We start from the raw sequence: 11,955 nt of genomic DNA, 5'->3' as shown, positions 1-11,955 counted from the left end.
CCATCCACAGGTGACAGATTGCTCCGTCTTTCCCGATCTCCTCATGCGAGGAAATCGATTATCCGGTATTAGCATTCGTTTCCGAATGTTATCCCAGTCCTGCAGGCAGGTTGCCTACGTGTTACTCACCCGTCCGCCGCTAAGCATCAGAGGTGCAAGCACCTCATCAGCTCCGCTCGACTTGCATGTATTAGGCACGCCGCCAGCGTTCGTCCTGAGCCAGGATCAAACTCTCCATAAAAGTTATGGTGAAGCTTGTTTAGCTCATTTAAAACATTTAAACTGACAGTTTCGCTCGTTGTTCAGTTTTCAAAGAACAATTTCGACAACGTTTAACATCTTATCAGACGTTATTAAGTGTGTCAAGCATTTCTTTTAAAATCATTATTCACTCGATTTCGAATGAATGAGTCATTTCTTTCGTGTCCGGCGTTGTTCTCGCGACCGGAATTAGAATATACCATAGGCTGTCCACAGTATGCAACACCTTTTTTCAATAAAGCTAAAATTACTTCTGCTATCGTCGGTAGAACGGGCCGTGCATATAGTTTGGCAACAGCCCGCAGTCTTTACGCTATCGATAATTTCGCATATTCAGCGCGTAGCGTGACAACTCCTTAGGAGAGGCAATTCTGGCGAACATGCGGAAGATGATCTTATATCTTTTCGCAATCGCTTGTTTGATGTCCTCATCTAGCCGTGAATCATGCAGGTCGAGCATCATTTCATCCAGTTCTTTGCGGAGGACGTAGTCAAATTCTTTGCATTCTTTTTCGTTGAACAAGATCCCGAGCATAACCGTTAGTCGGCCTCCTTAACAGCGACAAATTCATTTAAACAAAAAGCGCCCTGCGCTGCTGCTTAGGACGCTACCTGCCGCTTTATTGTTATGCTCAAATATTGGAAATTTTATTACTTTTGTAACAAGAGTGGCGTTATTGTGCTTTCAATAAGGGAAGCAACGAGCAGCAGCAGTACAATTCCAAGCACGACCGGCAGCGTTGTGATGACGTAACGTTCCGTCTCCTGGGCCATCGCTTTTGCCTTTGTCCCGTTAAAGAGTGCACCAATCCATCGGATCGCAATGTTACCCGACCGAAGTCCATAAGCAGAAGCGATGATGATGAGAGGAATTTCGATGATCCCGTGTGGGAGTATCCCTTTCACCAACACCTCGAACATTGTAGCGGCTCCCTCTGCCACATAGTATTTGTGCATGAGATAACCAATGACCATGCCGTTGAGTACGATGAAAATCACTGGATAGATGCCGAATAGAAATCCTAAATAAACAATCATCCCCGCTTTGATCGCATTATTAAAGAAAATGACGACGATCCCCATCAAGGTCGGGTTGGACGACTGATTAATAATGTCACTCAGATCCTTAATGCCCTTAAGCTGTTGGTCTAGAAAGTCTGAGAAGCCTGTTGCGGTTATGCCAGTCACTATACCAGCTAGGAATAGTACTGCACTAATTCCGAAATAAGAGCGCATCATTCGAAAATGTGCTGCCCATGCAAGATTACGAAACATAGTCGTTGCCTCCTCTTAAAGATTCATAGACAGAAGAAGAATATCCTCTGTGTACGAGCATAGGATTGTACTAGTACAAGGTATACGAAAGTTTGATATGAGAGGAGCGCCGACGGATGAACATGTTTTATGTATTGAACGGAAGGAAACTAAAGCGATATTTGATGCTCGCTGTAGCTGTTGTTTTCTCCTGCGGCATTATTTATGCAGAGCGTGACAATATTGCCGTATTCGCCCCCCAGCAGCCGGCAGCCATCTACAGCATTCCGACGGACAAGAAGGTTGTTGCATTAACGTTTGACATCAGCTGGGGAGACAAGCGTGCCGAGCCTATTATCGATGTTCTGAAGGAGAAAGGCGTTAAGAATGTTACGTTCTTCCTCTCCTCTGTCTGGAGTCAGTCCCATCCTGAAATTGTAAAGAAGATTGTAGACGCAGGCTTCGAAATCGGAAGTCATGGCCATAAGCATGATTACTACAGCAAATTCAATGACGACGAAATCCGCTCGCAAATTACGACGGCTCATACGATTCTGTCAGGTTTAACGGGTAAATCGCCTAATTTGATTCGACTGCCGAATGGAGATTTTGACAAACGTGTGCTTCGGATTGCCGAGGAGCTGAATTATACGGTTATCCAATGGGACACGGATTCGTTCGACTGGATGAATATCGGTACGGATAAAATTGTGGAACGTGTAGTAAGCCGCGCTCACCCTGGTGACATCATATTGATGCATGCAAGTGACTCGTCTAAACAGACACGCGATGCCTTGCCGGCCATCATCGACCAACTGCGGGCGAACGGCTATGATTTCGTAACCGTATCACAAATGATCGGACAGACAGAAGTTCAAGGTAAAACGGTAAATACCGGTTCCTTGAGCGATCCGTCTGCCCGACTAGAAGCTGCAGCATATGGTTTGTAATACCCGAAGATAACTAGGAAGCCGATTTCGCGACGTTCGCGGAGTCGGTTTTTTGGTTCGTAGTGCCCACAAGCTTGTGAAGCCACATAATTTGGAACGCGTTGCAGACAAACAAAGGTGTAATCATAAAGACGACGGATACTGCATTCGTCTCCCCATTAATGCTTGGCCACGCTTCCAGCACCGTCACAACAAACATGAGGAAAATCGTTGGCACGAATGCGCTGCGGTTCGTTTGCTTTGCTTTAAAATACGAAACAATTATCGAGCCAATTGCCAGTGCAATCGGCAGTACCCAATACAACCAATTGCTCAGACGCTCGCGTTCTCCATAGAGCATATAACCGAGTGCGAACGTTGCGAACAACGACGTATAGCCTTGAAGCATGGTCCATAAATATTTTTGTCTAAAAATGCTCAGTGCGATGTAGTTGACCGTCAAGTAAGCGAAAAACCCCATCATCGCGAAGACGCCAATCATCAGGCCGCTGATCGCCATCATAAGGGCGTTATAGCCTGTCTCCTCGACTTTCAGAAACCCGTACGATTGGTCCGTGAATTGGAGAGCGAGTCCGAGCACCGTACAGGTAACTGCCCCAACGGCCATTGAGCTCCAAAACAGGAAAAACAATTTTCTTAAGTTCATGCTTTGCATTGACCTCCCAATTGTTATCCAGGGTGAAACGGATCTGGCCATCTTATTAACGGCACAGTGCATTTCAATTGCTGGAGAAACCCAAGCTTATGTATAGGTGGAAACTTATACTTATTGGATTCCAAGAGGCTGCCGCCCCTTATTTGTATCATGCGATCTGTCCTTTATTTTACCACATAAGAAATTATAAGTCTTCGTCTACACCGAAGGACAAAATCTTATTGGCGATAAAAGCTAAACCAATCCGATGATAATCGCGTGAACATTGCACATACTATCGTTACGAATCATTGTTGGCAATGGAAGGGGTCTGGCACAGCATGCGATTATGGATATGGATATTAGCTGCATCTGCCCTGCTCTCGTTAACGGCCTGCGGCGCTGAGCCGTCATCATCACAGAGCGAGCCGATAAGCTACAAAGACATGAAAACGATGGTCATCGATATTCTAAAAACCGAGGATGCGCAAAAAGCGCTCCAGGAGTCGGCAAATTCCTCAACAGGAAACACAGGATTTAGTTCTAAACTCTTGTCCGTTCAGGATCAGGAGCAGGTTCGGATGGCAGTAAAGGAAGTACTCGTCTCCCCCGACTATGACAAAGTAATCAAAACCTTAATGACTGACACCCGTTTCGCTGGTGAGTTCGCTAAGACGGTCAATTCGCAGAACAAGCAAATTCATAAGGACCTCATTAAGGACCCTACTTATCAAAAGGATCTCGTCCAGGCGATGAAGTCGCCGGAGATGAATAAAATGATCCTGGATGTCATGCAAGGTTCCGAATACCGCAAACAGGTTATGTCGCTCATGCAGGAAGCTATGCAGAATCCACTGTTTCGTCTCGAAGTCCTCGACCTGCTGAAGAAGGCTGTGCAAGAAGAGCTTAAACCATCTTCTTCCACTTTGACGACAGACAGCAGTAAGAAGGATGAAAGCAGCGGAGATAGCGAAGATAGCGGCGACGATTCCAAGGATGAATCAGATTCTGGTGGCGGAGAAGAAAAAGACTCATCAACGTGATTAAAAACAAATAACCAGCCTCGCTCCCACTAGGGTCGCTTGGCTGGTTATTTATTATGGTCATTAAACTTTAGCAATTACACGCTGTGCCAGTTCCGCATACAGCATGCCAGTCTCGCTGTCTGCTTTATAAACAGAAGGCGAGAAATCCGGCTCGGATGGATGGTTGTCTGGCGCACCAAGCGGAATCTGAGCAAGCAGCTCTGCATTCAGTGTCTCCGCAAGACGCGCTCCGCCCCCACGTCCGAACAAATATTCCTTCTCTCCGCTATGGCGGTTCATGTAATACGACATATTCTCGACGACGCCAATGATGGCGTGTTCGGTCTTAATGGCCATGGCACCTGCACGTGCGGCAACGAATGCTGCCGTCGCATGCGGCGTCGTGACGATAATTTCTTGGCTCTGCGGGATGATTTGATGGACATCCAACGCAATATCGCCGGTTCCTGGCGGCAGATCAAGCAGCATGTAGTCGAGCTCGCCCCATTCAATCTCGGCGAAGAAGTTGCGAAGCATTTTGCCAAGCATCGGTCCGCGCCATACGACAGGGCTGTTGTTCTCAACGAAGAAGCCCATGGACATGACTTTAACGCCAAATCGCTCGATCGGGATTACACGATCGCCTTCTACATCAGGACGCTCCTCGATCCCCATCATATCAGGGACGCTGAATCCGTAAATATCTGCATCAATTAGGCCTACGCGCTTACCTGCGCGTGCCAGTGCAACCGCAAGGTTTACCGTTACGGTGGATTTGCCTACGCCGCCTTTGCCGCTTGCGATAGCAATAAATTTCGTACCGCTTTCTGGCGACAGTAGCGGTGTGGGCTCAAGCAGCCCGCCATGGCCTTTGACCGGTGCACCCTGGCCTTGTTCACCATTGGATTGCGCAGACGCTGCAGGCACCTCTGGAGGAAGCTCACGGAAGCGCAGATGCACCGACTCGATGCCTGCCACCTTCAATGCATCGCGTACGACAGCCTCTACAGGAGTTTGATCTTCTGGCTTCGCCGTTAGTACAGTCATGGAGAGGTTATTGTCTTTCCATACCACATCGCGGAATTGAACAGCTTGGCCGGTTGCTCCAGCGCCATCCACTGCCTTCCGGACGATTTCGATTACTTCGTCTCTCGTTAACATCGTATTGATTCCACCTTTTTAGCTATGTAAATAGTTGATTGGATTTAGAAAAGCAAATGCTGCACATATCACTATTATACCATAGTCTTCGGCGCCCTTCGATCAATGCACCGGTTCTGCTATTGAGGTGGTCGATGCCTTCTCCCCTGCGCTGAATCGCAAAATTCCTTGGTAAATCGCCGCAGCGATAGAACGCTGGTAATCACCATCGGACAATCTGGTTGCCTCTTCAGGATGCGATAAAAACCCGACTTCGACGAGTGCCATTGGGATTTCGGTGATTTGCTTCATCAGGTACACTTCATTTTTGATAGGAGCTGCAATACGCGTCGTATTGGCCAAGTTGCGCTTTATCTCTTCTTGAATTAATGCCGCAAATTGTCCGTTGTTTACTTGGCTTGGGTAAAAGAACGTCTGAGCGCCGAACCATTTGATGGACGGGATGCTGTTCATGTGGATGCTGACAACAAGATCAGGTTTGGCCTGCTTGATGACCGACACACGTTTCATGAGATCCTCTGTCTTCCGCTTGGCGACCTTCTTCGTATCCTCTGCCGCAAGATCATAATCACCTTCTCGCGTCATAACGACGATGGCCCCTGCCTGCTGCAGATAATCCCGCAAATAAATGGCGATCGCAAGGTTCAGATCTTTCTCAATCGCCCCTTCCTTACTAACTGCTCCCCCGTCAATGCCTCCATGACCTGCGTCGATGGCAATAGTCTTACCTGACAAGGGAAGGGACCAGGTCGTCCACGTCCGCGAGGCCGGAATATCCTGTACGATGAGCACGACAGCAGCGATCACAAGCAGGGCGCTCACTACGATTCGCAGCGTCCCTTTATAGTTCATCCATACGACAATCCGGTTCCGAAACCGCCGCATAAATAAAACCACCTCACCCCACACGAATGGTAACCCGGCTTTTGCTCGAAAGCCTGTACTATACCATCCTTATGGGACGAGGCGGTCGTTTATGACTGCATCGTTATTGATTTGATTAAATGGTGTAAGCTATTAGCCGTTAGCTGGCTGAGCCATACGTTCATGAAGGCTGTGCGCGGCGAGTGTATACTCTAATTAAAACGGCCGTTCAAAGCGCTAAATAGCACTCTGACGGCCGATAGGCAACGTTCAAGTCTTATTTGTGCAATCCGCACTCCGTTTTCTCGTTGCCCGACCAGCGACCAGCACGTGGGTCTTCGCCTGGCATTACTTGACGCGTGCAATGCTCGCAGCCAATCGATGGGTAATGATTGTCATGCAGTTTGTTGTAAGGTACGTTGTTCTCACGGATATAATTCCATACGTCTTCAGACGTCCAATTTGCAATTGGATTGAATTTCATGAGACCAAATTTGTAGTCATATTCAATCTTCTTTGCATTCGCACGAGTAGCAGCTTGATCGCGGCGGATACCTGTAATCCAACACTCGTATTGGCTCAAAATTTGCGTGAGCGGCTGAACTTTACGGATATTGCAGCATTGGTTAGGGTCGCTCTTCCAGAGCTGTTCGCCATATTGTGCAGCTTGCTCTTCAGGCGTAATTGCCGGTTTCACTTGCACATAGCGAATGTTCGGGTAACGAGCAGCGAGCTCGTCACGCGTTTCAAGCGTTTCTTGGAAGTGGAAATCCGTATCAAGATAGAAAATATCAACATTCGGATTAATCTTTTGAATCATATCAACGAGAACAACGTCCTCTGCGCCGAAGCTGCAAGCGAACGTAATATTAGGAAACGTTTCAATCGCATATTTAATGATTGCTTCCGGTGTTGCATCTTCCAGTTCAACGGCTTTCTGTGTGGCAAGTGCCTCTTTCTCAAACAGGTTCATCGTTAAGACCTCCGTCCATTATTAATCCTAGTAAGAGGGTAAGCTTTGCTCGTTATTATACGTCTTTCGACAGGTTTGTTCAATGAATATGAATTAATTTATCCCGGATGTTGTTCCAAATTAGTCCGATAAAAATAAAAAATACCTCTTCCGAGCATATACATGCTGCAGAAGAGGTATCGAACTCGAAATTAACGTTTCGAGAATTGTGGAGCGCGACGTGCTGCTTTGAGACCGTATTTTTTACGTTCTTTCATACGTGGGTCACGCGTCAGGAAGCCTGCGCGTTTCAGCGAACCACGGAACTCTGGGTCTGCTTTGAGCAGTGCACGGGAAATACCGTGGCGGATTGCGCCAGCTTGACCGGAGATGCCACCGCCGTTAGCGATAACGATTACGTCGTATTTGCTCGTCGTATCCGTCAGGTTAAGCGGTTGTTTAACGATCAGCTTCAGCGTTTCCAGACCGAAATATTCATTCAGGTCACGTTTATTGATAGTGATTCGTCCTTCACCCGGCACGAGACGAACGCGTGCTACGGAGTGTTTACGACGACCGGTTCCATAGTATTGAACTTGTGCCATGAAACTGTCCTCCTTTTATTAACCGCGAAGCTCGTACACTTCAGGGTTTTGTGCTTGATGCGGATGTTCCGAACCTGCATATACTTTGAGTTTGAGCTTCATTTTGTCGCCCAGACGGTTCTTAGGAAGCATGCCGTGAACAGCTGCTTCGAGAACGCGCTCAGGGTGTTTTTGAAGCATGTCGTTAGCCGAGAATACTTTCAGACCACCTGGATACATCGAGTGGCGATAGTATTTTTTGTTTTGAAGCTTTTTGCCCGTGAGGACAACTTTCTCAGCGTTGATGATGACAACGAAGTCACCAGTGTCAACGTGAGGCGTAAATTGTGGTTTGTGCTTACCGCGGATCAAGGCAGCTGCTTCACTGGCCAGACGGCCCAGCGTTTTGCCTTCTGCATCGATTACAAACCATTTGCGATCGACTTCGTTAGGCTTAGCCATAAAGGTAGTACGCATGGGTGTTCCTCCTTAAAAATGTTTCAGCAATTCATTTATAATGAAACGTTCGCGTTTCAAGCTGTTAGTTCTACGTCTAAATTACATTTGTTGCTCATTTGGTTGGAGCATTTCTAATCGGGGCTGTGGGATAGCCATTAAAAATGCACAAGTTATATACTACTATAAATGCTGGACTTTCGCAAGAGGTTTAGCTTGTAAAATACAGCTAATTTACGCTATCCTGCGCAGAAATGTGCAATCTCGACTCTTCAGGCGGATAGTCGACTTCCCAAAGCATAAGTCCATGTGCCATCGCCGTAGGACCGGTCGATGTCCGATCCTTCGCTTCTAGCATAGCAGGTATATCGTTTGGTGATAATTTGCCTTCTCCCACCCACATCATCGTTCCTGCAATAATACGAACCATATTATAAAGGAAGCCACTGCCCGTCACGAACAGATGCAGCATATTACCTTCCTCTTCAATACGTGTCTCAAATATCGTACGAACATGATGGGGCTGCGTCGATTGAATGGATGTGAATGAAGTGAAGTCATGTTCACCAACGAGGTGTGACATTGCCTCACGCATTGCATCAACGTTCAAGGGCGTCGGGTGGTGAAAAGCATAATGACGGCTGAACACGTCCGGGAACTTACGACGGTCGATCGAATAACGGTACGTCTTACGCTTCGCCGAATGGCGCGCGTGGAACGGCTCAGGCGCCTCCCATGCTTCCAATACGACCACATCGTCAGGCAGCCTTGTGTTGATCGCAAGCGCCCATCTCTCCTGCGGAATACGAGATTCCGTATGGAAGTTAAACACTTGCCCCCGTGCATGCACACCTGCGTCTGTGCGTCCAGATCCGATAATACGGAGCTCTTCGCCTGTTAGCGTCTTAATCGCCGCTTCAAGTATGTCCTGGATCGTATTGCCGCTAGGCTGCGACTGAAAGCCGCTATAAGTTGTTCCGTCGTAGCTGACTACCATCACTATGTTTCTACTCACCTAGATCCTCCCCTTCATGGGAGGACCCCGAGGGCTCTCGCCCTCTGAACTCCCTTTTTACCGACAACAACTTGAGAGAAACCAAAGGGCTCTCGCCCTCTGGACGCATTCTTTTCCGACACCCTCCTAAATCCTCCCTCTGGCTCAGAGGGAGGACCCCAGAGAGCTCCGCCCTCTGGACTCCGGAAACGACCCTTAGAAACGCTGGTGCGTACGCTCGCTTACGTCCCTGGCGGGACATGCTTACCTGTGATGCTCCTAGATAGAATCGAACGCCCGCGAACGATACGACGCTTCGATGCTACGAAGTACCACAAGCCGCTTTCGTCCCTGACGGGACACGCTCTACCGTTGGTGTTCTCCCATTGGCGCGCAAGCGCGCTAAAAGAGTAATCCACAAGATCGTTCAGCGTCTGCGAAACGATATCCCAAATTCACACCCTTCTCCACAGTTTCCACAGTGAAAATGCAAATTGAAGGATGAGTTACCGCTAATCACAGGTGGATAACTTGAGAGAGTCATAGTTATCCACCTGTGGATAGGTCATGACACAGGGCACAAAGGGCCCGAAAATGCCGGCTCATGTATACGAGCCGGCAAATTAAGTTATATCCCCAATGGAATGCGGGAGTGCGTGGAGAGCAGCGGCAGGTGCGCGAGTTTACGTCCGACTTTTGAATGGATGCTCCCTACCCTATTAGAATAGTTCATAGGAACATCCGTTCATCGGGAGGCGCGTGCTTGACGCATGCTCGGAATGCACGTGCGAAGCCGTTGCAACCGTTGACCTTCCTTCCTCGAAACAGCTACTTGCTCGCAACGCGCCCACGCGTTCCATTCATCCCAAGAAAAAAAGGTGGCCGCGAAGGTCCACCCTTTCTCATCCGATCCATCCGGTCGATTACGCGCGATCTACCAGTTCCAAGTACACCATTGGCGCTGAATCACCGCGGCGCGGTCCCAGTTTCAGAATCCGCGTGTATCCGCCCGCACGTTCCGAGTAACGGGTGGCCAGTTCGGAGAACAGCTTTTGAATAGCGTCTTGTTCACCGTCAACTGTTTCACGACGAACGAAAGCTGCCACTTGGCGACGAGCGTGAAGATCACCTTTTTTCGCCTTCGTGATGAGCTTCTCAGCGATCGAACGAACTTCTTTCGCTTTTGCTTCCGTCGTTTGGATGCGCTCATACAGGAACAGGTCCGTTACGAGATCGCGGAAAAGAGCTTTACGTGCGCTCGCGTCACGACCCAATTTTTGGTATGCCATCGATTTCTCCTCCTTCTGCAAGATTGCCTTTTACATGCTGCTGCTATCTATTCTTCCATGCGGAGGCCCAAACCAAGTTCCTCTAGCTTCTCTTGTACTTCCTCCAAAGATTTGCGTCCGAGGTTGCGTACCTTCATCATATCTTCTTCGGTTTTCGTGATCAGCTCTTGAACAGTGTTGATGCCTGCACGTTTCAAGCAGTTGTAAGAACGAACGGAAAGATCCAGTTCCTCGATCGTCATCTCGAGTACTTTCTCTTTCTTATCTTCTTCTTTCTCGACCATAATTTCCGCGTCTTTGGCTTCATCGGTCAATCCGACGAACAGGTCCAAATGCTCGGTCAAAATTTTAGCGCCGAGGCTAACAGCCTCTTCCGGTCGAATACTTCCATCAGTCCAAACCTCTAAGGTGAGCTTGTCATAGTTAGTAACTTGGCCGACACGAGTATTTTCTACGCTGTAATTGACACGGGTAATGGGCGTGTAGATCGAATCAATAGGAATTACGCCGATCGGTTGATCTTCTTTCTTATTCCGATCCGCAGGTACGTACCCGCGTCCACGATTGGCGAATACCCGCATATGGAGCCGTGCACCGGAGGCTAAGGTCGCGATATGAAGATCTGGGTTCAAAATCTCGACATCGCTGTCCGCTCGAATGTCGCCCGCCGTTACGTTCCCTTCGCCTTCTGCATCAATCTCCAGCACCTTCTCTTCGTCGGAGTGGATTTTGAGCGACAGGCCTTTCAGGTTCAGGATGATCTCGGTTACGTCCTCGATCACACCGGGAACCGTAGAAAATTCATGAAGCACACCATCTATTTGTACCGAAGTCACAGCTGCGCCTGGCAGCGACGAGAGAAGAATCCGACGAAGCGAATTCCCAAGCGTCGTACCGTATCCGCGCTCCAGTGGTTCAACTACAAAACGTCCATATGTGCCATTCTCATTGAGCTCTACGGTTTCGATTTTCGGCTTTTCGATCTCAATCACTAGTAGTACCCTCCTTCAAAACGTCGCTCCGTTCACCGTACGTGTTCAGTCGAATCATGTAGTATGCCAAACCTTCACAACCATTATTCACAAGTTGCTGTAATTTGATACCACGTAAAAAGACCGAATTATACGCGGCGACGTTTCGGTGGACGGCAGCCGTTGTGTGGAACCGGCGTTACGTCTTTAATCAGGTTAACTTCAAGACCTGCTGCTTGCAGGGAACGGATTGCCGCTTCGCGGCCAGCACCTGGTCCTTTAACCATAACTTCTACGACTTTCATGCCGTGCTCCATTGCAGCTTTAGCAGCAGTTTCAGCTGCCATTTGAGCTGCGAATGGCGTGCTCTTACGGGAACCTTTGAAACCAAGGTTACCAGAGCTTGCCCAGGAGATAGCATTGCCGTGCGGATCCGTGATCGTAACGATCGTGTTATTGAACGTCGAACGGATGTGCGCAACGCCAGAGTCGATATTTTTACGGTCGCGACGTTTCGTACGTACGACTTTTTTCGCTTTAGCCATTGTGTGTTATCCTCC

Annotated in this window: 14 protein-coding genes and 1 rRNA gene; 2 read left to right on the top strand and 13 right to left on the bottom strand. The window is 48.4% G+C overall.

Annotated features, from left to right (window positions below; translation table 11 throughout):
* The 3 genes from DFQ01_RS26205 to DFQ01_RS26195 all read right to left on the bottom strand — a co-directional run.
* A 16S ribosomal RNA gene (locus DFQ01_RS26205) occupies positions 1–241 on the bottom strand; the annotation flags it as partial.
* A gap of 333 nt (positions 242–574) precedes the next feature.
* Entirely contained in the window at positions 575–796 is a 222-nt protein-coding gene (locus tag DFQ01_RS26200) for a hypothetical protein (protein WP_110046899.1), read from the bottom strand.
* A gap of 116 nt (positions 797–912) precedes the next feature.
* On the bottom strand, positions 913–1,536 hold the full coding sequence (locus DFQ01_RS26195; RefSeq protein ID WP_110046898.1) for a stage II sporulation protein M: 624 nt from the start codon (positions 1,534–1,536) through the stop codon (positions 913–915).
* Positions 1,537–1,652: 116 nt separating this feature from the next.
* Here DFQ01_RS26195 and pdaB point away from each other — a divergent pair, with 116 nt between their 5' ends.
* Positions 1,653–2,465 (top strand): polysaccharide deacetylase family sporulation protein PdaB, encoded by an 813-nt coding sequence (gene pdaB / locus DFQ01_RS26190; protein ID WP_110046897.1) that lies wholly within the window; start codon positions 1,653–1,655, stop codon positions 2,463–2,465.
* A gap of 13 nt (positions 2,466–2,478) precedes the next feature.
* On the opposite strand, the gene DFQ01_RS26185 is transcribed toward pdaB, so the two are convergent.
* Positions 2,479–3,111 carry a KinB-signaling pathway activation protein gene (locus tag DFQ01_RS26185; protein ID WP_110046896.1) on the bottom strand — a complete coding sequence of 211 codons (633 nt, stop codon included), beginning with the start codon at positions 3,109–3,111 and terminating at the stop codon, positions 2,479–2,481.
* A gap of 329 nt (positions 3,112–3,440) precedes the next feature.
* Between DFQ01_RS26185 and gerD the strand changes: the two genes are divergently transcribed.
* A complete protein-coding gene (gerD, locus tag DFQ01_RS26180; RefSeq protein WP_110046895.1) occupies positions 3,441–4,142 on the top strand; it encodes a spore germination lipoprotein GerD in 702 nt (233 codons plus the stop codon).
* 63 nt (positions 4,143–4,205) lie between these two features.
* Here the strand turns inward: gerD and DFQ01_RS26175 are convergent, their stop codons facing one another.
* The 9 genes from DFQ01_RS26175 to rpsK all read right to left on the bottom strand — a co-directional run bounded on the left by DFQ01_RS26175 (position 4,206) and on the right by rpsK (position 11,940).
* Positions 4,206–5,285: an Mrp/NBP35 family ATP-binding protein gene (locus DFQ01_RS26175; RefSeq protein ID WP_110046894.1), complete on the bottom strand. Its 1,080-nt coding sequence runs from the start codon at positions 5,283–5,285 to the stop codon at positions 4,206–4,208.
* Positions 5,286–5,387: 102 nt separating this feature from the next.
* A complete protein-coding gene (gene cwlD / locus DFQ01_RS26170; RefSeq protein ID WP_110046893.1) occupies positions 5,388–6,170 on the bottom strand; it encodes an N-acetylmuramoyl-L-alanine amidase CwlD in 783 nt (260 codons plus the stop codon).
* Between the two features lie 256 nt (positions 6,171–6,426).
* Positions 6,427–7,122, bottom strand: a complete 696-nt coding sequence (locus tag DFQ01_RS26165; RefSeq protein ID WP_110046892.1) for a phosphoadenylyl-sulfate reductase — start codon at positions 7,120–7,122, stop codon at positions 6,427–6,429.
* Between the two features lie 191 nt (positions 7,123–7,313).
* Positions 7,314–7,706, bottom strand: a complete 393-nt coding sequence (rpsI, locus tag DFQ01_RS26160) for a 30S ribosomal protein S9 (RefSeq protein ID WP_110046891.1) — start codon at positions 7,704–7,706, stop codon at positions 7,314–7,316.
* Between the two features lie 18 nt (positions 7,707–7,724).
* Positions 7,725–8,162: a 50S ribosomal protein L13 gene (gene rplM / locus DFQ01_RS26155; RefSeq protein ID WP_110046890.1), complete on the bottom strand. Its 438-nt coding sequence runs from the start codon at positions 8,160–8,162 to the stop codon at positions 7,725–7,727.
* Positions 8,163–8,370: 208 nt separating this feature from the next.
* The gene (gene truA / locus DFQ01_RS26150) at positions 8,371–9,138 is read right to left on the bottom strand and encodes a tRNA pseudouridine(38-40) synthase TruA (RefSeq protein WP_110046889.1); all 768 of its coding nucleotides are present in this window, start codon (positions 9,136–9,138) and stop codon (positions 8,371–8,373) included.
* A gap of 920 nt (positions 9,139–10,058) precedes the next feature.
* Positions 10,059–10,424: a 50S ribosomal protein L17 gene (rplQ, locus tag DFQ01_RS26140; RefSeq protein WP_087570332.1), complete on the bottom strand. Its 366-nt coding sequence runs from the start codon at positions 10,422–10,424 to the stop codon at positions 10,059–10,061.
* A gap of 47 nt (positions 10,425–10,471) precedes the next feature.
* Complete coding sequence (locus DFQ01_RS26135; protein ID WP_110046887.1) at positions 10,472–11,416, bottom strand: DNA-directed RNA polymerase subunit alpha; 945 nt, start codon at positions 11,414–11,416, stop codon at positions 10,472–10,474.
* A 128-nt stretch (positions 11,417–11,544) separates the two neighbouring features.
* Positions 11,545–11,940, bottom strand: coding sequence for a 30S ribosomal protein S11 (gene rpsK / locus DFQ01_RS26130; RefSeq protein ID WP_110046886.1), 396 nt, complete (start codon positions 11,938–11,940; stop codon positions 11,545–11,547).
* Positions 11,941–11,955: the final 15 nt, after the last annotated feature.

The organism is Paenibacillus cellulosilyticus (assembly GCF_003182255.1).
In the GTDB taxonomy this organism is placed as follows: domain Bacteria; phylum Bacillota; class Bacilli; order Paenibacillales; family Paenibacillaceae; genus Paenibacillus_T; species Paenibacillus_T cellulosilyticus.
The sequence above is the reverse complement of the archived record's forward strand: the minus strand, read 5'-3'. Positions and strand labels throughout refer to the sequence as shown.